The 23517-nt window shown below is 42.7% G+C and carries 15 protein-coding genes; 10 read left to right on the top strand and 5 right to left on the bottom strand.

The window, feature by feature from the left end; genetic code table 11:
- Positions 1-57 precede the first annotated feature (57 nt).
- From HMPREF9007_RS01845 to HMPREF9007_RS01820, 6 genes are all read left to right on the top strand, one after another.
- On the top strand, positions 58-999 hold the full coding sequence (locus HMPREF9007_RS01845) for a site-specific integrase (protein WP_008763630.1): 942 nt from the start codon (positions 58-60) through the stop codon (positions 997-999).
- A gap of 395 nt (positions 1000-1394) precedes the next feature.
- On the top strand, positions 1395-4262 hold the full coding sequence (locus tag HMPREF9007_RS01840) for a hypothetical protein (protein ID WP_128567901.1): 2868 nt from the start codon (positions 1395-1397) through the stop codon (positions 4260-4262).
- 118 nt (positions 4263-4380) lie between these two features.
- Entirely contained in the window at positions 4381-5475 is a 1095-nt protein-coding gene (locus tag HMPREF9007_RS01835; protein WP_008763632.1) for an OmpA family protein, read from the top strand.
- Between the two features lie 474 nt (positions 5476-5949).
- Positions 5950-6753 (top strand): 5'-nucleotidase, encoded by an 804-nt coding sequence (locus HMPREF9007_RS01830; protein WP_008763633.1) that lies wholly within the window; start codon positions 5950-5952, stop codon positions 6751-6753.
- 118 nt (positions 6754-6871) lie between these two features.
- Positions 6872-7675, top strand: coding sequence for a metallophosphatase (locus tag HMPREF9007_RS01825; RefSeq protein ID WP_048694979.1), 804 nt, complete (start codon positions 6872-6874; stop codon positions 7673-7675).
- The gene (locus tag HMPREF9007_RS01820) at positions 7672-10677 is read left to right on the top strand and encodes a glycoside hydrolase family 3 N-terminal domain-containing protein (protein WP_008763635.1); all 3006 of its coding nucleotides are present in this window, start codon (positions 7672-7674) and stop codon (positions 10675-10677) included. The genes HMPREF9007_RS01825 and HMPREF9007_RS01820 overlap by 4 nt, the downstream gene beginning before the upstream one ends.
- 71 nt (positions 10678-10748) lie before the next feature.
- Here HMPREF9007_RS01820 and HMPREF9007_RS01815 read toward each other — a convergent pair whose 3' ends face one another.
- On the bottom strand, positions 10749-11375 hold the full coding sequence (locus tag HMPREF9007_RS01815) for a porin family protein (protein WP_008763636.1): 627 nt from the start codon (positions 11373-11375) through the stop codon (positions 10749-10751).
- A gap of 15 nt (positions 11376-11390) precedes the next feature.
- Positions 11391-12023: a DUF4136 domain-containing protein gene (locus tag HMPREF9007_RS01810; RefSeq protein WP_008763637.1), complete on the bottom strand. Its 633-nt coding sequence runs from the start codon at positions 12021-12023 to the stop codon at positions 11391-11393.
- A gap of 133 nt (positions 12024-12156) precedes the next feature.
- Between HMPREF9007_RS01810 and HMPREF9007_RS01805 the strand changes: the two genes are divergently transcribed.
- Positions 12157-13461, top strand: coding sequence for a S28 family serine protease (locus HMPREF9007_RS01805; RefSeq protein WP_008763638.1), 1305 nt, complete (start codon positions 12157-12159; stop codon positions 13459-13461).
- Between the two features lie 98 nt (positions 13462-13559).
- On the opposite strand, the gene HMPREF9007_RS01800 is transcribed toward HMPREF9007_RS01805, so the two are convergent.
- Together HMPREF9007_RS01800 and HMPREF9007_RS01795 are read right to left on the bottom strand one after the other, a co-directional pair.
- Positions 13560-13928 (bottom strand): winged helix DNA-binding protein, encoded by a 369-nt coding sequence (locus HMPREF9007_RS01800; RefSeq protein ID WP_032850774.1) that lies wholly within the window; start codon positions 13926-13928, stop codon positions 13560-13562.
- A gap of 30 nt (positions 13929-13958) precedes the next feature.
- Positions 13959-16439, bottom strand: a complete 2481-nt coding sequence (locus tag HMPREF9007_RS01795) for an FAD-dependent oxidoreductase (RefSeq protein ID WP_008763640.1) — start codon at positions 16437-16439, stop codon at positions 13959-13961.
- Positions 16440-16566: 127 nt separating this feature from the next.
- Between HMPREF9007_RS01795 and HMPREF9007_RS01790 the strand changes: the two genes are divergently transcribed.
- The gene (locus HMPREF9007_RS01790) at positions 16567-17907 is read left to right on the top strand and encodes a sigma-54 dependent transcriptional regulator (protein WP_008763641.1); all 1341 of its coding nucleotides are present in this window, start codon (positions 16567-16569) and stop codon (positions 17905-17907) included.
- Between the two features lie 89 nt (positions 17908-17996).
- Positions 17997-20930 carry a discoidin domain-containing protein gene (locus tag HMPREF9007_RS01785; RefSeq protein ID WP_008763642.1) on the top strand — a complete coding sequence of 978 codons (2934 nt, stop codon included), beginning with the start codon at positions 17997-17999 and terminating at the stop codon, positions 20928-20930.
- A 206-nt stretch (positions 20931-21136) separates the two neighbouring features.
- Here HMPREF9007_RS01785 and HMPREF9007_RS01780 read toward each other — a convergent pair whose 3' ends face one another.
- A complete protein-coding gene (locus HMPREF9007_RS01780; RefSeq protein WP_008763643.1) occupies positions 21137-22345 on the bottom strand; it encodes a hexokinase in 1209 nt (402 codons plus the stop codon).
- A gap of 161 nt (positions 22346-22506) precedes the next feature.
- Between HMPREF9007_RS01780 and HMPREF9007_RS01775 the strand changes: the two genes are divergently transcribed.
- On the top strand, positions 22507-23031 hold the full coding sequence (locus tag HMPREF9007_RS01775; protein ID WP_008763644.1) for a hypothetical protein: 525 nt from the start codon (positions 22507-22509) through the stop codon (positions 23029-23031).
- The last annotated feature ends 486 nt before the right edge of the window (positions 23032-23517 follow it).

Consider the following 23517-nt stretch of genomic DNA (forward strand, 5'->3'; position numbering starts at 1 on the left):
AGGGAATCTTCTTCCTCTTAAAACAGCCTTTTAAGTATCATTTAAATTCGTATAATAATGGGGAATTTAATTTCATTCATGAAAGACGTAGCCGATGGGCTGCGGGAAAGTGGGAATTATGGGACCGCCCATATTTACAGGAGTAGTATGAGAGCCGTCATTTCATTCCACGGAAGTGGGAATCTTCCTTTTCGGAAAGTGAATCAGGAGTTTCTAAAAAATTTCGAAACGTATTTGCGTGGAAAAGATTGTAGCTGGAATACGGTTTCCACCTATATGCGCACATTACGTGCAGTGTATAACCGGGCGGTTGACCGACATCTTGCTCCTTATGTGCCTCATCATTTTCGTTATGTCTATACAGGGACGAGGGCTGACAGAAAACGTGCACTGGACAAAGAGGATATGGAACGATTGATGGCAAAGCTGCCGAATCAGCTTTATTCCGGAATCAGAGACTTACAACGTACACGTGCCTTCTTTTTATTAATGTTTATGCTTCGCGGCATTCCATTCGTAGACCTTGCTTACTTGAAGAAGCGTGATATAGAAGGGAATGTCCTGACTTATCGCCGAAGAAAGACCGGCAGAATGCTGACCGTAACTCTTCTGCCCGAAGCAATGAAACTGATCAGGCAATACATGAATACTGATCCTGCCTCTCCTTATCTTTTTTCGCTGATCGCCAGCAAGGAAGGAACAGAAGAAGCGTATCGTGAATATCAGCTGGCTCTTCGTTATTTCAATAGCCAACTGGTGATTTTGAAAGGAGTGTTAGGATTGACTGCTGACTTAAGTTCATATACTGCCCGTCATACATGGGCTACGATGGCATATTATAGTGAAGTGCATCCCGGTATCATTTCAGAAGCTATGGGACATTCATCTATCACAGTAACAGAGACTTATCTGAAACCTTTTAAGAATAAGAAAATTGATGAGGCTAATGCAACGGTTTTCTCTCCCTTTAGAAAAACGTTTTTGAAGATAAGTTGCTGATAAATATGGTGTTACTTCTTAGGTAACGGCAAGAAAACACGCTGCAAATATAGACATATTTTGGAAAACATGCAAACAAAAAAGATATTATTTCTAATAAACTACTAAAAAAAGGAAACACATCAAACAAAACTGCGGATTTTTTGTGAAGAACACACCTTGCTCTCTAATTTTTGCAAAAGATTTCCCTCCCCTCTGCCGTCTCTCCAAAGCAGGGGTTAAAAATATCATAACTTATTTATTGAAAATGGCCCGCAGACGCTTCTGTCGGAGTGGGAAAATGCATTATCCCGTTACCTAAGAAGTAACGGGCGAGTATTATTTGAACTTAGTGTTTAATAATATATTATTAATGTAATTTTTAAGTAGTTATGAAGAAAAAATTTGTTAGAGTGATGTTTTTCGGAGCGTTGGCGCTTGCTACCGGTGCATCGTTCGTAGGTTGTAAAGACTACGATGATGACATTGATGCGGTAAATGCCAGAGTCGATGGAATTGAAAAAACTCTCTCGGAATTGCAAGCTCAAGTGGGAGGCTATGTGAAGTCTGTGGTGTATGATGCATCTACAGGCAAATTAACAGTGACTGGTGCGGATAGTAAAGAGTACACTATACCAATGCCTGAAGAATTGCCATCGTATACTCTTGATGTGACAAAGGATGGTAAGATTACTTTGAAGAAGGATGGTAAAGAAGTTAGTTCTGGTACTATCGACATTCCTGAAATCCCTGAAATTCCGACGTATAAGGAATTTGATCCATTGTTACTGACTGTAAAAGATGGCTATGTTTATTATGATGGCACAAAAACTTCTGTTGCGATTCCTGAGACCGCAAAAGGATCTATTACTGCTATCCTTGATGAAAAAGGAGTCGTTACAGGATATAGAATTGTAACGATCGAAAACGGTAAAGAAGTTACTGGTGAATTCTCTGTCATAGACGCTATACCTTTGAAGGGATTAGTATTTGAGCCCACTTGCTATGTGGGTGGAATCTCTGCATTGAAAGCTAACAACTTGACTTATAATGCATGGTCTCAAAATGCGTACGCTAAACCGTCAGAAACCGGTGAAACATATAAGTCTAATCCTACACTTTCTTATATTACTCCGCAAATCTGGGCATATTACCACATGAATCCGGCTAGCGTTTCAATGGCACAGATTGAAAGCCTGAAATTCCTTTCAGGCGATAAGGATTATTATCCAGTTTCTCGTGCTGCTGCAATGGATCCAACTGCTAATATAAAGAAATCAGATGTCGTAACCGAAGACGGACAACGTTATCTTAAAGTTGCAATGGATGCAGATGCAGAAAAGATACCGGCACTGAATTCTGGTAAGGTAGCTGTATATGCTTTGCAGGCTCAGACCAAAGCTATTGGTGCTGACGAAGCTAAAGTAATTACCTCTGATTACGCTAGTATATATAAGGTACTTATGAGCGACTTCGTTCTAGAAACCAAAATTGATGCAGAAGACGTAATCTTATATGGACAAAGCATTTCTCGTACTGGTTCTACTCCTAATGCTAATGCAGGTAAGGCACAAGAAGCTATTGATGCAAATGCAGATTACACTGTAGCTACAGATGGTACACTTAAATTAGCAGATAAAATCTCTACTTATTATAAAGAAAACAATGGTACTGAATTAGTTAAGATGACTAATATTAAAGATAACGGTCTGAAATATGTCTTCACTGCTTCCAATTACATTGGTGGAGCTAATAATGAGACAGAACAGAACTCATTCTTTAATGGTAGTGATGCTGCTAAAGGTATTATTAACCCTGAATATAAAGGTCAGGATTCTGAAGCAACTGAACATCGCGAGCCATTGTTACGTGTAGAATTGGTAGATACCACTAAGGTTCCTAATCAGGTAGTTGCTGTAGGATGGATTAAGACAAAGATTGTTAAGGGTACAATTGACGGATTCGGTAAAGTATTCACTAAAGATACTTATTACTATGGTTGTGAGAACAATGTTGCCAAATTGACTTACCTCAACATGAATGATGTTTATGCTGAAGCGAAGTTGAACAAGCCTGACTTCCATACAGCATATACATTGAAGAAAGATGATGGAGGTGCTATCGCTTTGGGTGAAGGAAGTACAGGAACAGTAACAGAAGTAACGGATCCTGAAGCTATTGCTACTACAGTAGTAGAGTGGACAGTAACTCCGGCAGAAGCTTTGGCTCTTGTTAAAAAGTCGAAGACAGAGATGTTCGCTACTGTGACTTATGAATCAGTAGACGGAACTCGTGGAGATATCACAATTACGATGAAAGCAAGCATCGCAATGCCTAGTGGAGTAATTAAGAATGACCAGAAGATTACTGAAGCTTGGTCACCTGATAAGTCTTATGTAAAAGCTGATGTGAAAGAACCGGTTACTGTAGCAGTAACAGACTTCAAACTTGATCTGTTTGATGTATTTGAAGGTCGTAAGGTTGTTGTTTCTGACGTTACAGAAGCGAACTTCCCATCATTTACGAAGGATAAGTTGACTGCGAAGTTTATCTTCTCAGGAGCTAAGGATGTAACTATCGGAACTGATAAATACACATTCACTGTAACAGCTAACGGTACTCAATTGAATGCTAGCAAGAATAGTGCTACTGCAACTAAGATTGCTACAATTGATGCTGACGGTATTATTACTTACAATAAGGCTGACGAGAATGCACAAGCATTGTTGAATAAGTCTGCTTACAACGTGGATCCGTTCACTGTAGGTATTGAAATTGTGGTAACTAACGAATGCGATGAAATCTTACCGTTGACTGGTAACAAATTTGATGTGAAGTTCTTGCGTCCTATCAATGTAGTTGACTTGAAGTCTGCCGAATTGCAGGATGCAACTACAGGAACTGCTAAGATCGACATGAGCAAGTTACTTGGTTTGACAGACTGGAGAGGTCAAGCGTTTGCTGTAGCGCCTATCGATTTCTATACTTATTATGGAGTTACTGGTAGTGCAATTTCAATTGATAAGGATCAGATCATGACAACATTGAATGCAAGCGAAGCTGCACCAAAACTGTTGAAGGACGTTGCACCTAACATGTCAATTAATTACACATGTGATCTTCAGAAAATAGGTGGTGACATAACGTATGGTGACCTTGTTTATGCAAACGGTAAGTTTACTATAAATGCACCATTCAAACTGTTTATTCCTGTAACGGTTAAATATACGTTCGGTGAAGTAACCAGCACAGTAACATTAACAATTACTCCGACTCACCAGTAATTGATTGATCTCTCACGATAGCAATATCGACAAAGATAAGAAGGGTATCTTTTTCAAAAGAAGGATACCCTTCTTTAATAAAGTTAATGCAGTATCATATTAAAAAGAAAAGATAAGCATGAACATAAAGAAATTGTGGATGCCTGTATTCGCCTTACTATTAAGTAGTACAGTCATTTCCGCACAAGAACAAAGAATAAAAGAAGAAGGTAAAACTGAATTCAAACCTCATTGGTTTATGCAAGTGCAAGTAGGTGCTGCTCACACACTTGGCGAAGCTAAGTTTAGTGATCTTATATCTCCTGCAGCAGCGATAAACGTAGGTTATCAGTTTGCTCCTGCATGGCGGGCACGTGTTGGTGTCAGCGGATGGCAGGCAAAAGGAGGCTGGGTTTCTCCGCAACAGGATTACCAGTACAAATATTTGCAAGGTAACATTGACATCGTTTCTGATCTTAGCACATTGTTTTGTGGTTTTAATCCCAAACGTGTATTCAATGGTTATGTCTTTCTCGGAGGAGGATTAAATCGTGGCTTTGATAACGATGAGGCGAATGCACTGGATACACGAACCTATGAGATGGAATATCTTTGGCGGGACGGAAAGTTTCTCATTGCCGGGCGCATGGGTTTAGGATGTAATCTGCGTCTGAATGATCGCTTGTCCATCAACATCGAAGGTAATGCAAATGTCTTGTCCGACAAGTTCAACTCAAAGAAGGCAGGAAATGCTGACTGGCAGTTCAATGCTCTCATTGGTTTGAATATTAAATTCGGTAAAGGCTATACGGAAACTAAACCTGTATATTATGAGGCAGAACCTGTAGTAGTGGAACAACCGAAGCCTGTTCCCGTGGTAGAACAGCCACAGCCGAAGAAAGAAGTTGTAGTACAGCCAATGAAACAGGATATCTTCTTTGCTTTGAACTCAGCGAAGATACAAGACGATCAAAAGTCAAAAATAGATATGTTGGTAGAATATCTGCAAAACAATCCGGCTGCAAAGGTTAAAGTGACAGGCTATGCCGATGTAAATACAGGCAATCCTAAAATCAACAAGTCGTTGTCTGAAAAACGCGCAGGCAATGTTGCGGATGCTTTGAAGGCAAAAGGAATAACCACTGACAGAATTATGGTTGATTCCAAAGGAGACACTGTTCAGCCATATAAAGCACCGGAAGAAAATCGTGTGAGTATCTGTATCGCCGAATAAACAAAGTTATTAACAAGATATTATAAGAAGATATTCTAAAAAATATGTTGCTTCATCGGTACAAAAGAATTTCTAATGGTGTAGAAATATCATTGATGGAATAAGTACCGAATGCGACTACTTTGCGATTATGCGCTCCTGTGAAGAAGCTGATAGTCGTTTTTCCCCACTAAGGATTTCCCCACTATAGTCCTTAGTTTATTTTAGTGAAGAGAGGAAAGGTCTGCACTTGCGAAAGACCGGACTTTTCGCTAACTCTATTCAAAGGACGTTCCTAATTTCCCCTTTTTCCCTGGGAACGTCCTTTTTTTAATTAAATCAACCCTGCCTCAGAATACTTTTAATTAACATTTTTAAGTGCATTTTGCAGCTAATTCCCCTTGAAATAGGACTAAACTTGCTATAAGTTTCTTCTTCTTCCGCATGACTTTAAAATATAAAATGTACATTTGTAGCATAAACAAAAGAAAGAAGATGAAACGAAATTACGTAAAGTATACTTCGGGAGCTATTCTGACAGGACTAATCCTATTCACTTCCTGCCAATCTACCCGTGAAGTTCAGGCAAATTATGAAGTTGCCCAGATAGAAGGAACCCGGATTTGTATGGATTCAACCTGGGATGCTCATCCCGACGAAAAGGCTGCCGCCCTGCTTAAACCCTACAAAGAAAAAATAGATAAGATGATGTATGAGGTGATTGGCGTCAGCGAGATGACGATGGACAAAGGACGTCCTGAGAGCTTGCTTTCCAACCTGGTCGCCGAAGTGCTACGACTCTCTGCAGAGCGTGTACTGAAGCATCCTGCCGATATTGGAATCATGAATATGGGCGGTTTGCGCAACATACTTCCACAGGGTAATATCACAGTCGATGCTGTTTTCGAAATACTTCCTTTTGAAAATTCTCTCTGCGTACTGACGATGAAAGGTACGGAAATAAAAAGACTGATGGAAGTCATAGCTTCTTTGCACGGTGAAGGACTGAGCGGAGCACATCTGGAAATAACAAAAGACGGAAAACTTCTGAAAGCAACCGTACAGGAAAAAGAGATCGAAGATGACAAAGACTATACCGTAGCTACCATTGACTATCTGGCGGACGGAAACGACGGACTCACTCCCTTTATCAACGCGGATAAGCGTGAATGTCCGGATGGATTGACATTGCGCGGACTGTTCCTCGACTACGTAAGGCAACAGACAGCTGCAGGCAAGAAGATTACCTCTAAACTGGATGGACGTATCACCGTTGTTCCGGCATCCGACCGGAAATAAAAAATGAAAAGAGAATAAATAACCAAGGTTTACAATGAAATCTCAGTATCCTATGACAACTCATAATCATATAACTTCCGTCTTGAATATATTCAAAGGAAGAACCGGAAAGTGGCTGATGCTTTTCCTCCTTTTACTACCTGCATTGGCAACTGCCCAAGAAACAAAAAAACTAATCATACTGCAAACCAGTGATGTACACAGCCGGATTGAACCTATGACTCAGGAAGGCGACCGGAACTACGGTCAGGGTGGATTTGTCCGTCGGGCAAGTTTCCTGCAGCAGTTCCGCAAAGAAAATCCGGATGTACTGCTGTTCGATTGCGGCGATATCTCGCAAGGCACTCCTTATTATAATATGTTTAAAGGTGAGGTAGAAGTCACCCTGATGAATGAAATGGGATACGATGCAATGACAATCGGTAACCACGAGTTCGATTTCGGTTTGGACAACATGGCTCGTCTATTTAAATTAGCCAAGTTTCCGGTAGTATGTGCCAACTATGATCTTGATGCCACAGTACTCAAAGATATCGTAAAACCTTATGTCATTCTGGATCGTTTCGGCTTGAAGATCGGAGTTTTCGGGTTGGGAGCGAAGCCGGAAGGACTGATACAGGCCAATAAATGCGAAGGGGTAATCTATAAAGACCCGATCGCCGTATCCAATGACATTGCCGCACAACTGAAAGAAGAAGGATGCGATGTCATTGTATGCCTGTCACATCTGGGTATTCAGATGGATGAGAAGCTGGTAGCCAACACCCGTAATATCGATGTTATTCTGGGTGGGCATTCTCATACCTTTATGGAAAGCCCCAAGAATTATCTGAACATAGACGGGAAAAATGTCCCCGTTATGCACACCGGAAAGAATGGAATTTATGTTGGACGACTAGATTTGACCTTGAATAAAAAATGAGATTACTAACATATATACTGGCTATCCTGCTATTTCTTCCTGTCAAGGCCAGAGGAGAAGCAATAGATACTCCCGTAGAACCTTTACTACTTTATAAAGCTAAACAAGATGTCCGTTGTCAACAATGGGTAGACTCCATTATGAATAAGCTGACGCTTAAAGAGAAAGTCGGTCAGTTGTTTATATATACGATTGCTCCGGTAGATACCAAGCGCAACCAGATACTGCTGAAGGATGCCGTCGATACCTATAAAGTCGGCGGACTGCTGTTTTCCGGTGGGAAGATGCAGACCCAGGCGGAACTGACTAATCGGGCCCAGCGCATGGCAAAGTTACCGTTAATGATCACTTTTGACGGAGAATGGGGGCTGGCAATGCGTCTGCGTGGTACTCCTGTCTTTCCCCGAAATATGGTGCTCGGATGTATTCAGGATAATAAATTAATCTATGAATATGGTCGCGAGATGGCACGCCAATGTGTACAGCTAGGTGTACAAGTCAACTTTGCTCCGGTGGCGGATGTGAATATTAACCCTAAGAATCCGGTCATCAATACCCGTTCCTTCGGTGAAGACCCCGTACGGGTGGCGGATAAGGTAGTAGCTTATGCTTCCGGTTTGGAAGGCGGAGGCGTACTATCCGTCTGCAAGCATTTCCCCGGACATGGTGATACGGATGTAGACTCGCACAAAACACTTCCGGTACTTCCCTTCACTCGCGAACGTCTGGACAGTGTAGAGCTCCATCCTTTTAAAGAAGCGATCCGTGCCGGATTGAGCGGTATGATGGTCGGACACCTGCAAGTGCCGGTTATTGAACCGATAGGCGGACTTCCTTCTTCTTTATCCCGTAATATCGTTTACGATCTGCTGACAGAAGAATTTGCTTTCAAAGGACTGATCTTCACGGATGCACTTGCCATGAAAGGTGTTTCGGGGAATGGAAATGTCAGTCTGCAGGCACTGAAGGCAGGGAATGATATGGTGCTGGCTCCCCGGAACCTGAAGGAGGAGATAGCCGCCGTACTCGATGCCATTGATAAGGGAGAATTGACACGCGAAGATATTGAAGAGAAATGCCGCAAAGTACTGACTTATAAATATGTGCTCGGACTAAAAAAGAAACCGTTTGTCCAGCTATCCGGTTTGGGACAACGGATCAATACTCCTCAGACACGTGATTTAATCCGCCGGTTGAATCTGGCTGCGATTACTGTGCTGAATAATGAAAATCATGTTCTCCCTTTGCATACGAATCAAAAAGAAACGATGGCATTGCTCGAAGTCGGTGATGCGGGTGAAACCAATGCGTTGGCGGAACAGTTGTCGAAATACACTTCTTTGTCACGTTTCCGCCTTCGTCCCGGTATGACGGAAGAGGCGAATCAGCGGTTACGGGACTCATTGGCTACCTATAAACGGATTATTGTCGCCGTAAGTGAACAGAAGCTGTCACCTTATCAGACCTTCTTCGGTAAATTTACTACTGAAGCTCCGGTCATCTATGCTTTCTTTACGCAGGGTAAGATGATGTTGCAGATACAGCGTGCGGTTGCCCGTGCCTCGGCAGTGGTGCTGGGACACAGCCCTAATGAAGATGTGCAGCGGCAGGTGGCGGATGTGCTCTTTGCCAAAGCTACGGCGGACGGAAGATTATCGGCCAGTCTTGGAGAACTCTTTCAGGCAGGAGACGGTGTCACGATTACTCCGAAAACACCTTTGCATTTTATTCCGGAAGAACATGGGCTTTCTTCTGTCGCCCTGCAACGAATTGATTCGATCGCTTTGGACGGTGTACGTCAGGGAGCTTATCCCGGTTGCCAGGTGATCGTGATGAAAGAGGGTCATGTGATGGTAGACAAGACATTCGGCACTCACACTGGAACGGGAAGCGCACGTGTGCAGCCGACCGATATCTATGACTTGGCTTCACTCTCCAAGACTACTGGTACAGTGCTTGCTTTAATGAAACTTTACGATAAGGGACGTTTTAATCTGACGGACAGAATTGCAGACTATCTGCCTTTCCTTCAGCGTACTAACAAGAAAGACATAACCATTCAGGAACTGCTTTACCATCAGTCCGGCTTGCCGCCCGGAATTGCTTTTTATCGGGAAGCCATCGATGAAGATAGTTATGAAGGCAGACTGTTCATGTCCCGCAAAGATGCACGGCATCCGTTGCAGTTGGGAACTTCCACATGGGCGAATCCTAATTTTGCATTTAAAAAGGAATATGTTTCAAAGGTTAAAACCGGAGATTACACCTTGCAAATCTGTGATAGTCTGTGGCTGAATCCTTCTTTCTTCAAGGAAATGGAGAAGAAGATTGCAGACGCACCGATGAAACCTAAAACTTACCGATACAGCGATGTCGGTTTTATCCTGTTGCGTCTTTTGGTTGAGAAACTTGCGGGAATGCCGATGGATGCCTACTTGCAACGTGAATTTTATGAACCGATGGGACTGGAACGTACAGGATACCTTCCTTTGCGCCGCTTTCCGAAATCGGAAGTTGTACCTTCTTCTGTCGATCGTTTCTTGCGTAAGACTACCCTTCAGGGATTTGTGCACGATGAGGCTGCCGCTTTCCAGGGAGGCGTTTCGGGAAATGCCGGATTGTTCTCGAATGCACGTGAAGTGGCACAGATTTATCAGATGTTGCTGAACGGTGGTGAGTTGAACGGACAGCGTTATTTAAGTAAGGAAACCTGCCAGTTGTTTACAACGGAAGTTTCCAAAATCAGCCGTCGCGGACTTGGATTTGACAAACCGGATACCCGTAATCCGGAAAAGAGCCCTTGCGGAAAGCATACACCGGCAAAAGTATACGGTCATACCGGATTTACCGGAACGTGTGCCTGGGTAGACCCCGACAATGGCTTGGTTTATGTATTTCTGAGCAACCGGATTTATCCGGACGTAACCAACCGGAAGCTAAGCCGTCTGGAAATTCGCGAACAGATACAGGATGCGATCTATAAAGCGATTCAAAGCAAATAAAAAATGAAGAGCCCCTCTGCCGAAGTAGAGGGGCTCTTGCTTATTAATGTAAAATCAAGTAGTTGCTCGGGTTAGAATGAAACACCCACGCGGAAACCGAAGTTGTTCAGTCCGTCTACACTGTAATGCAGTACATCAGCCTTATTGGTACCATAGCTGTAGTACAGAGCAAAGTGCAGACCCGGTCCGTAAACCCAAGGGAATACATTGACACCTACTTCAGGAGAAGCGTAGAATCCCCAGCTGTTTTCTCTGGCTTCCAACATATTGAAGTTGGAACGGATCTTAGCATATTCAGCACCTAATTTTGCACTGACATAAGGTTGTACGGCTCCACCGCGATTCCATTGGTAGCGGGCGGCAGCACCGAAAGGCAACTGGAACATTGTGTGTTGCTGATCAGTTGTAACGTCACCTGCACCTATCTTGAATGTTTCGCGAGGAATATACTCGTGGTTGCTGTGATAGTTCAGGAAAAGACCCAGACCCAGGTTAGGAGTAACGAAATAACCACCTTCAAAGTTCATACCCCAACCGCTGGCTTTGTCTGCAAAATTATTGCTCAATGGAACATTGAACTGCCAGTCTATATTAGCATATCCATTGTCTGATAGCTGTGCCTTAGCCGGCATGGCAAAGGCGATGGCAATGGCTGCTAGCGCCACTACCTTGAAATATATATTCTTTCTTGTTTTCATAACAGTTGTAGTTGTTTATTTGTTAGTAAGATAAGGTGACTGAGTGAATGACTGGTTCACTGCTTCAATAGCAAGAGTGCGGTTGATAGCTTTAGAGCCTGTTTCAAATCCAGTCAGATAGCTTGTCCAGACTACAGGAAGTTTTTTGCCTTCACCTTCATCTGCTTTCAGGTTCACCATTTCTGTAATGAATGAGTTGGTGCTATAGCTGTAGGTCACAGCGTACGGATAGTACCATCCGCCCCAGTTACCCCAGTAGCTGGGTCCCCAGTAGCCGGGATATCCCCACCACCATTCAGGTTGTGTGTAGCCGGTGAAATAATAAGTACTTGCGATGTAGCTTACCTGAATACCAAGATCGGCACTTTCTTTATCGGCAGCCGGTTGATAACCTTTCGCTTCCATATTTTCTGTATAAGCAGCCAGAATTTGCTCAGCGCCTTCTCCTTCGAGATATTCCGGTTCTTTGCTGTCAGAGATAACCAAGATTTTGTCAGCCAGATAGAATGTGCTGAAGTCTTTGAAGTTGGCTTGCTTGTCGTAGTTAGTGTATACCAGATAATTGTCATCCAGCTTACCCATGTCCGGGTCTTTTTCGCAAGAAGCGAGTGCAAAGACCGCCAATAAAATAGGAATTAATTTCTTCATATCTTTTATAATGTTTAGGTTATATAAAAATCACGCCCTGGTACCTTGGGGCTTTTGTTACAAACAACAAGAAATGTGTAAAAAGGTTCGTGCAAATGATTATCTTTGCGAGAAAATTAACACTCAAATGCTTATGAAACACATTCGGATACCTCTTTTCGTATGGTTCTCAATCGTGCTGCTGATCGCAGCTGCGCCCGTCTCATTGTCGGCGCAGGAATCGTTTATTCAGAAGATCGAAAAAAATAATTCCGTCAGCGGAATAAAGTTGCTCGACACCAGCCGCTTCCCGGAAAAGTATGTAATGTACCTGACTCAGCCGCTGGATCATCGACATCCCGAAAAGGGAAGTTTCCGCCAGCGGGTGATTGTGGGACACGTCGGTTATGACCGTCCCACAGTGATTGTTACCGAAGGATATGGGGCAGGGTATGCTTTGCGCCCCACTTATCGGGAAGAACTTTCTGAATTGTTCGATGCCAATATGATCTTTGTGGAGCACCGCTACTTTCTCGAATCCACTCCCGAACCGTGCGACTGGCAATACCTGACCGCAGAGAATTCTGCCGAGGATTTGCATGCCGTGACAACCGCTTTCAAGACTTTATATCCTGGCAAATGGATCAGTACGGGGATCAGCAAGGGAGGGCAGACCTCCTTATTATACCGTGTTTTCTTCCCCGACGATGTGGATGTTTCCGTGCCTTATGTTGCTCCTCTTTGTTATGCGCGTGAAGATGGTCGGCACGAACCTTTCCTCCGCCGGGTAGGTACGGAAGCCGATAGGAAAAAAATAGAAGATTTCCAGTTGGAAGTATTGAAACGAAAGGCCCGTTTGTTGCCCCGTTTTGAAAAAATGTGTACTGAAAAGAACTATACATTCCGCGCTCCTCTGGAAGAAATATACGATTTCTGTGTGTTGGAATACTCTTTCTCTATCTGGCAATGGGGAACGGATATCCGTAGTATACCGGAAACCTCGGCTTCTGACGATACACTGCTGGATCATTTGCTGGCAATCAGCGGACCTTCTTATTTTATAGTAGACAGCCCGACTCTTTCTTTCTTCGTGCAGGCTGCCCGCGAATTGGGGTATTATGGATACGATATCGCTCCTTTTAAACCTTACCTTTCTATAAAGACCAGCAAGGATTATCTGAGAAGACTGATGTTGCCGGAAGATATGCGGAAGATGAAATTTGATAAGACACTGAGCAATAAGATTGTGCGGTTCTTGAAGAAGAACGATCCGAAGATGATTTTTATCTATGGTCAGAATGATCCCTGGACAGCTGCCGGAGTAACCTGGCTAAAGAATAAAAAGAATATTCATGTCTTTGTAGAGCCGGGAGGCAGTCATCTTGCGCGCATCGGTACAATGTCCGAAGATCAGAAGCAGAAAGTGATGTCTCTTCTTAGAGGGTGGCTTGAAGAATGACGAAACAAGAAACGGTGAACAACCTGTAATATATGATACAGGCGGTTCACCGTTTTATTCTTCTGCAAGCCGATATTACATGTATCGGGCTGCTTGATTTAGGAATCTACCGATTCGAACAGCGGTTTCAGTACTTCCGGTATTTCCACTTTTTCAAGTGCTAATTGTCTGACCAGTTTTTTACCGCTCTGGCTGAGATGGAACTGCATCAGTCTCCGGTCCTCTTCCCCGAGTGTTCTGACAATCAGTTCTTTTTCTTCCAGAATCCGGAGCATCTTTGAAGCGTGAGAGGGTGTCAGCTCGGTTCGTTTGGACAGGCTCGTGGCCGTCATATTATTGGGCGAGGCTTCTTGCAGGGCACATAATATCATCGCTTCATTTAATGATACCTGATACACTTTTTCAAATGCATCTTCAAATCTTGCCATTGCTTTGAATACATCGCGCATTACACATATTGTCTTCATATGCTACTTCGTTTTTTGTTTGTTCTTTTTCTATATAAACAGGTTGATATTTGCATTATCCGCCCGTTCCATGTATGTTGCTACTCCGCCTATTGTCACTTCGTCCAGAAGTTCTTCCTGTTTCACTCCCATGACGTCCATAGACATTTGGCAGGCGATAAATTCCACACCGTTCTCCAGAGCTTGTTGGCGTAAGGACTCCAGAGAATCGATTCCTTTCCGGTTCATGATGTACCGCATCATTTTTCCTCCTATTCCTCCCATGCTCATTTTAGAGAGTTTCAACTTTCGGGAGCTGGAAGGGAGCATCATGCCGAACATTTTTCCAAAGATATCTTTTTCGACGTTCGGCTTATGCAGCTTCTTGATAACATTCAGTCCCCAGAAGGTGAAAAAGATCGTTACTTTTTGTCCGGTGGCAGCTGCGCCATTAGCGAGCACAAAGGTAGCTAAAGCTTTGTCTAAATCATCACTGAACATGATGAAAGTTTTTCCTTTGCCTTCACAGGAGGTAACAATATTGCAGGATTTAGGTTCGCCCTTTTCGATCACTACTATAGATTTTCCTCCTGCTGTTTCTTTGGAAATCAACTGATTTCCTGTCGAGTTGCACCATGCGGCAGCATCACGCGGGAATCCCGGATCGGTTGAGGTAATTTCTACCCGGTCGCCGGAAACCAGCGAATCCATTGTCTTTTTCATTTTCAGAATCGGCCCCGGACATTGCAGTCCGCAAGCGTCTACACGGATTGTCTTCACTGCTTCAACTGGTGAAACTGTCTTTTGAGGTTGCGCATCTGCCGGCTGTTGTATGTTTGCGTTCGGTTGTGCAGGTACTTCGTTCTCACTTTCTTCTCTCAGGATGATGGGTGCTGCGGCAGCGTGGTATGTTTTCAATCCTCCGGAAAGGTTGCGTACCTTTTCAAATCCATGCTGTACCAGAATGCGATAAGCAAGGTATCCTCTGAGGCCGACGGCACAGAATGTATAGATCATCTTGTCTTTCGGCAGTTCATCCAGCCGGTCACGCAGTTCGTCCAGCGGAATGTTCACTGCACCCGGCAGTGTATTGAGCGAGAATTCGTCAGGAGTACGTACATCCAGCAGGAAATTATTTTCCATCTCGATATCCCTCAACTGTCTCCAATAGACGGGTTGTACTTTCCCAGTTATGATGTTTTCGGCTACGTATCCTGCAACGGCTACCGGATCTTTGGCAGAAGAGAACGGAGGGGCGTAAGCCTGCTCCACTTTCATCAGATCATAGATCGTACCTTCATGCTTGATGACAAGCGCGATTTCGTCAATGCGTTTGTCTACACCGTCATAGCCGACGATCTGTCCGCCGTACAGTTTACCTGTCTTCGGGTCGAAAGTGATTTTAATACTCATCGGCATGGCATCCGGGTAATATCCTGCGTGAGAGGACGGATGGATGGTCGAAGACATATAATTGATTTCTGCCTGCCGCAATCGTTTGCCGGGTAATCCGGTAGAAGCAACAGTCATGTCGAATACTTTTGCAATGGAAGTTCCGATGGATCCTTCATAAGGGATGTGTGCTCCCTGAATGTTGTCTGCGACAATTCGTCCCTGACGATTGGCGGGACCAGCAAGGTAATTGAGCCACGGCTTTCCGGTGATCGGGTGGCGGAATTCGATAGCGTCACCGATGGCGTAAATCGATTCGTCCGACGTTTGCAGGTAGTCGTTGACGGCGATTCCTCCGGCTTCGCCGATCTTCAGTTCTGCGGCACGTGCCAGTGTCGTTTCCGGACGTACGCCGATGGAAAGGATAACGATGTCGGCAGAGATGGACTGTCCGTTCTTGAAGATGACTTTCAATCCTTTTCCGTCTCTTTCGAAAGAGGCTACTGCCTGCTCCAGATACAGGTTCACTCCTTTGTCCATCAAATGCTGGTGTACAAGGGATGCCATGGAGAAGTCGATGGGAGCCATCACTTGATTGCCCATTTCCACAATAGAAACTTTAGCTCCTTGTGCGTGCAGGTTCTCTGCCATTTCCAGCCCAATAAATCCGGCTCCGATGACAACAGCCTTTCGGGGAGCATGACTGTTGATATATTCTTTGATTCGGTCTGTGTCGGCTACATTCCTGAGTGTGAAGATTCCGTTCAGGTCGATTCCCGGCAGGGGAGGACGTACAGGGGAGGCTCCGGTCGATATCAGTAATTTGTCGTAGCTTTCCTCGTAAGTGTCTCCGCTACTTTGTCTTACCGTTACTGTTTTTCTCTTCCGGTCGATGAAGATTACTTCATTTTCAGTTCGTACGTCTACACGAAAGCGCGTAGAAAATGCTTCGGGCGTCTGTACAAACAGTTTTTCCCGTTCTTTGATCACGCCTCCGATGTAATACGGCAGTCCGCAATTGGCATAAGAGATATACTTTCCTTTTTCTAAAAGGATGATTTCAGCTGCTTCGTTTGTGCGTCTGATCCGGGCAGCAGTGGTAGCTCCTCCGGCAACGCCTCCAATAATAATGATCTTCATAAGTTTGTTGCGTAAATAGTTTCCTGTGGAAATAACAATAAAGTAGGGAGAATTGTTCTCGGATCATAGAAAAAAGACTTATATTTGCGCACCCTGTTTGTCTTTCTTCATTTTTTATAAATTAATTATGAGTAAAATTCTTATCATTGACGATGAGGTTCAGATTCGTAGCCTGTTGGCTCGTATGCTCGGACTGGAGGGTTATGAGGTGTGTCAGGCGGGTGATTGCAAGGCAGCTATCAGGCAGTTGGAAATTCAACAGCCGGATGTGGCTTTGTGTGATGTCTTTCTTCCCGATGGAAACGGGGTCGATCTGGTGTTGAACATTAAAAAGACAGCTCCGAATGTGGAAGTCATTCTTCTTACCGCTCACGGTAATATACCCGACGGAGTGCAGGCAATCAAGAACGGTGCATTTGATTATATAACCAAAGGGGACGATAATAATAAGATTATCCCTCTGATCAGTCGTGCCGTTGAGAAGGCTAAGATGAATGTCCGGTTAGAGAAACTGGAAAAGAAAGTCAGTCAGCTATATTCTTTTGATTCCATTCTGGGAGAATCGAAAGTGCTGAAAGAAGCTGTTATGCTGGCACAGAAGGTTTCGGTGACTGATGTTCCGGTGTTGTTGACCGGAGAAACGGGGACCGGAAAAGAAGTATTTGCACAAGCCATACATTATAATAGTAAGCGGAGCAAACAGAGCTTTGTTGCCGTGAACTGTTCGTCTTTCAGTAAGGAACTGCTGGAGAGTGAAATGTTCGGGCATAAAGCCGGGTCCTTCACCGGAGCTTTGAAGGACAAGAAAGGACTCTTCGAAGAAGCCAACAACGGTACGATCTTTTTGGATGAAATCGGAGAAATGGCTTTTGAACTACAGGCCAAATTGCTGCGTATTCTCGAAACAGGCGAATATATAAAGATAGGAGATACGAAACCGACGCACGTGAATGTTCGTATTATTGCTGCTACCAACCGCAATCTGACAGAGGAAATCAAAGCGGGACGTTTCCGTGAAGACCTGTTTTATCGTCTTTCGGTATTTCAGGTACATCTGCCGGCACTTCGCGAACGTACCGGTGATATCAGAATTCTTGCCACTGCCTTTGCAAAGAGCTTTTCCGAGAAACTTTCGTATACGGTCAATGAGATGACTCCTGCTTTTCTTCATGCGTTGGAACAGCAACCCTGGAAAGGAAATATCCGTGAATTGCGGAATGTGATAGAACGGAGTCTGATTGTCTGCGAAGGCGGGCATCTGGATGTGTGCGATCTTCCGTTGGAGATTCAGAATACTCATTATGAATGTTCGGATGATAATATCGGTAGTTTTGAACTGGCTGCTATGGAACGAAGGCATATTGCCCGCGTCCTGGAATATACGAAAGGCAACAAGACGGAAACTGCCCGCTTGCTGAAGATCGGTCTTACCACTTTGTACAGGAAGATAGAGGAATACAAAATATAATAATATGACTATCTGATTTCTTTTTTAGGGGTATATGAGCGATTAATCGTTCATATACTGATCTGTAATGTGAAAAAGAAATAGAAGATATGAATATTTGGAAGACTACACTGTTACTTGTTTTATTATTTACTGGTATCACCGTTCATGCACAAAAAGTAAAAATTTCATTGAATAGTGATGGAAATCTGACGATATGGAAAGTGAAAGCTCAGGCAGAAATTGAGCATCCTTTTGATATGATGACTACCCGATATGACACGAGGGATTGGGTCAAAGCAACTGTGCCGGGAACGGTGTTTGGTTCGTATGTATTAGAAGGACTGGAGCCTGATCCGAATTTTGCTGATAATGCGTATAAAGTCGATAAAGCAAAATATGACCGTAACTTCTGGTATCGTACAGAGTTTAATTCGCCGGAGGTGGAAAACGGAGAAAGGGTATGGCTAAATTTTGAAGGGGTTAACCGTAAAGGAGAAATATTTTTTAATGGGACGCGTCTCGGATTGCTTGATGGATTTATGCATCGGGGGAATTTCGATATAACCGATTTGCTGTCAAAAAACGGTAAGAATGTGCTTGCCGTCCTTGTGCATTGGGTAGGCACTCCGGTTCCCAATTATGCAAGTCCTACTTATATGTCATGTGCCGGCTGGGATTGGATGCCTTATGTTCCCGGTCTTTTGACTGGTATTACTGACGACGTCTATTTGACAAAAACCGGCGAAGTGTCTATCGTCGATCCTTGGATACGTTCGAAAGTTCCTTCTAAAAACAAAGCGGTTTTAAGCTTGCAGCTGGAGCTACGGAATCATACAGATATAGAGCAGAAAGGAGTGTTGAAAGGTATCATTCAGCCGGGCAACATTGAATTTACCGAAGATTTGGTAATTGAGGCAGGCAAACAGCGGACTTTTCTTCTGGATGATAGCAAGTTCAGTCAATTTATAATTCAGAATCCTGCTTTGTGGTGGCCTAATGGTTACGGACAGCCAAATCTTTATACCTGCGAACTGACTTATATGGTGAATGGTAAGGCTTCTGATAAACAGAATATTACATTTGGTATTCGTGAATACGGTTCCGAGCTGGTTGACGGTGTGCTTCATCTTAAAATAAATGGTGAACCTGTTTATGTAAAAGGAGGAAACTGGGGAATGAGCGAATATCTGTTGCGTTGTCGGGGTGAAGAATATGATCTTAAATTGAAACTTCACAATGAGATGCATTTTAATATGATACGCAATTGGATCGGTTCGGTTACGGATGATGAGTTTTATGAAGCTTGCGATAAATACGGCATTATGGTGTGGGACGACTTCTGGTTAAATTCAAATTCGAATCTTCCGGATGATGTTTTTGCTTTCAATATGAATGCAGTGGAAAAGATCAAGCGTTTGCGTAATCATGCTTGTATTGCAGTGTGGTGTGGTGATAATGAGGGGTATCCGTTACCGCCTCTTAATAAGTGGCTGGAGGAAGACGTTAGAACATACGATGGGGGTGATCGGGCCTATCATGCCAATTCCCATAGTGACGGCCTTTCCGGGAGTGGACCTTGGACTAACTCTCATCCTAACTGGTATTTTACCAAAGCCCCTTATGGATATGGTGCCAATATAACCAAAGGATGGGGATTCCGTACAGAAATAGGTACAGCTGTCTTTACTACTTTCGATAGCTTTAAGAAATTTATGCCCGAAAAAGATTGGTGGCCACGTAATGAAATGTGGGACAAGCATTTCTTTGGCAATTCGGCGGGGAACGCCAGTCCCGACAAATATTTCTCTACCGTAGAGTTCAATTATGGTAAAGCGAAAGGTATTGAAGATTTTTGCCGGAAAGCTCAATTAGTGAATGTTGAGGTGAATAAAGCGATGTACGAAGGCTTTCAACATCATATTTGGGAAGATGCTTCCGGCATATTGACTTGGATGGGGCAGTCGGCTTATCCTTCATTGGTATGGCAAACCTATGATTATTATTATGACTTGACGGGGGCTTACTGGGGAATCAGAAAGGCGTGTGAACCGGTTCATATTCAGTGGAGTTATGCTGATAATAGTGTAAAAGTGATCAATACCACTTTGAAAGAGCAGAAAGGACTTACGGCTACAGGTAAAGTCTATAATCTGGATGGGAAAGAAATGGGGCGTTATAGCCAGTCTGTAGTTTTGGATGCCGCCGCTAATAAGGATTCCTATTGTTTCCATCTGAATTTTACAACAGACAACCTTGCTTTCGGTAAGAAAGCGGTTGCTTCCTCCATTTCGGCAGATGCCGGAGAGCCAAGTGCCGCGATTGATGCCAGTGATGGCAGTCGTTGGGCGAGTGAACCCCGTGATGAAGAATGGATTTATGTTGATCTGGGTGAACCTACTGAAATAGCCTCTGTCATATTGAACTGGGAGGCTGCTCATGCAAAAGCTTATAAACTGTTGATTTCGGATGATGCAATAAACTGGAAAGAAATTTATATCAATGAGGACTCTAAAGGCGGTGTCGAAGAGATTAAGATAAAACCTGTTCGTACTCGTTATGTGAAAATGCAAGGGTTAAAACAGGCTACTATGTGGGGATATTCACTTTATGAATTTGAATTATATGGTAGAAAAAAGAAGCCAACGGATTTGACTCCTGTGCATTTCATCAAGTTGGAACTGAACGATGAAAACGGGCAACTGCTTTCTGATAACTTTTATTGGCGTTCCAATAAACCGGGAGACTATAAAGCATTGAATAATTTGCCGAAAGCCAAATTGCGTACAACATCAAGCTTAGTGGATAGTAATGGTAAGAAAGTGATTAAAGCAAAGATCGAAAATGTGGGATCATCAGTCGCTTTTGCTGTTCACGTACAGGCTATTCGCTCTTCTGATGGTGAGCGTATATTACCTGCTTTGATGAATGATAATTATTTCACATTGTTGAAAGGAGAGTCTAAAGATATTGAAATAGAATTTGATTCGGATTTGTTGCCTGATGGTAATTATAGTTTAAGTGTGATTCCTTATAATAAATAATATCGGGCGGACATTTCTTTAAATGAGGTAAACACGGTTGTAGCAACATCGGTTTTATGACTTGGTTTTACCAGTCTTTGTGTTTGTCTATGATTTTTCAAATGTAGTCGTGATTCATCATAAACTTTAAGAAAAGTTTATTGATGAATCCGCTACATTAAAATGCCTCATAGAATTGTGCGGATGCCGGCAGTGACGGGAGTATATTATGATAATGCCGCAATGCCTGTCCCTATCAGGTTTGCGTTATTCATACTTTTTATATCCACTTCAATATCTTCCAGGCCGAATAATTGAAGGAGTTCTCTCAGTTTTTCCATAACGAGAATGTTATAGTTTTTATCCTTCCTGTTTTCACTCCAGAAAAGACTGCCTTCGGCTACCAGGCAAATCTTTCGTATATCCTTATTATAGGATTTCAGTAACATGATAAGCCCCGTAAGTGAGGCGGCAACCAATTGTGCGGATCTGCCATAAATCCATTGTGCTACCTGTACATATACATCCTTGTAGATGTCCGGGTAATTCATAATGGAAGTCAGTTTCTGTGCGTCGAATTTCTCTTCAAACTCTTCCAGCGGAAAGGCTGTTTTCAGTATGTCTCCCAGATACATACCGGATACCGCTTTCTCAAAACGTTGCTTTCCCGGATTACTGGAAATAGCGTCAACGGTATCATCTACCGCAGTCAGAAAGGGCGGATGGAAATTGCCTGATTCCAAATTGACAGGAATCAATCCATGTGCATTGCATGACTGATCCAGTTTTTCAATTTTATCGGCAGGGATAAAAGTTGCCATATTGGTTCCTGTCCCTACGATGAGGCCGATATATGCATCATAACTATTGTCTGTGAGACCGGCGAATAAACTGGCTATAGTATCGTTTACTACCTTGATGCCTGTAAACTTAATTTTGTTTCTTTCATTCAGATAGTCGAGTAAAGGTTTTCCGATAAATTCTCCAACCATTTCTTTAATATCTACTCCTTTTGTCCAGCGTAACAGTTTGGCGTCTCCACCCGGTACGGACTCGGCCGGATAAGAAAAACAATAACCGATAGGCATTTCTTCCTCACGTTTGATTCCTATAATCATATCGGCGAGTTCTTTGAATAACTCTTCGCGGGTATATCCGACGGACTTCATAATTGACATGTCTTTTTTCCAGCCATTGTTCGGGTGAACGGTTGGTGTTGCTTTGTCGAAATCTACGATTGCCACCCGATAATTGGTTCCTCCCAGGTCAAGTACCAGTGACTTTCCTTTAATATGGGTTGTTTTTGGAGCAATGAAAGTAGGAATGCATTGTATCTCTGCATTTTCCGTTTTTAACCCTTCTTCTGTTTTATCCCGAAATGAGCATACAATCGCTTTGAGCTGTTCATTATCTAACTTAAAAATGTTTTTTTCCATGACATTGACTTTTTATAGTATAAAATATCCTTGTCTTTGAATAACAACTGAAGGTGGATTTTGCTCGGGAATGCCCAATCTTTATTTGCCTGTATCTGATAATTATGTATTTGTTTTTTCAATTAATAAAAACTATATTTGTTTGAAAAATAATTTGATACATGAAAGAGCGGTCTCCAGTTAAAAAGAATATACTAAAATTGATTCCTTTTATAGAGATTATTGCAGGAATCATTTTTCTCTGTTTGGAGATTCATGACTATCGTACTTTGTATTCCATGGCCGAAGCTGATGCAATGTATGGGGGACTTGCTGATTTTTGTAAGTACAAAGAGAATGTATTTTGTCCGGCATTTTTCTGGATAATTGTTATACTGACAGGAATCAGTTATTGGAAAAATAAAAAGTTATATTGGATTTTAACGCAGGCATTGGTGTTTATGGTCTTTTTTAGAGCTATGTTTCCGTTTTATGCCATTTTTATAGAGTTAAATCCAGTAGTCTTTTATATTCTTCCACTTTTGTACTCTACAGTATTCTTTGTGGTAGAAAGAAAGTTATTCAAAATCAAGCAAATAGATTCTGTTGATATTACAGTTAAAACAAAAATCATGGGGATCGGAATAGGTATCTTATGTACTATCATTTATTTCCTGCTCTTTTTGACCGTTTTTTGCTTAATATGATAGCCGTCTATATTTATTTCTCCACAGTAATTCAACGCGACTTTTGCTCTCATGCCCTAACAGATTGTCTGTATGCCTTTATTCATCGTAGTTTCAGGTATGGCAGCAATTGTGGTAGCAGGTATGAGAGCAAGTGTTTGCTCTCACTCTTCCATGTATCATTATCTGTCATTTGTTTGATTTTGTCATTTGATTTACAGTGTATTAATGTCTGAGGTGTCAATTCTTAACGATTGATATTTCAGACATTAATAATTGATAAATCATCCTTTAATAGTTGATAACTCCGCTGTTTTTGAGTGATAAATGATTTATTGTTTCTTGGAAGAGCAGGTTAATCGAACAGTTGGTGCGGTCAAGTTAATTGAATCATATAAGTAAGGGATCAGTTTCCTGCCTTGTTTCATTCATTCCATCGGCTGGAACCACTGTTTTCAAGCGTCCGGAACTTTGGTTTCACGGCTTTGAAACTAAAGTTTCAAGCCG

Source organism: Bacteroides sp. 1_1_14 (genome assembly GCF_000162515.1).
Classification (GTDB): domain Bacteria; phylum Bacteroidota; class Bacteroidia; order Bacteroidales; family Bacteroidaceae; genus Bacteroides; species Bacteroides thetaiotaomicron.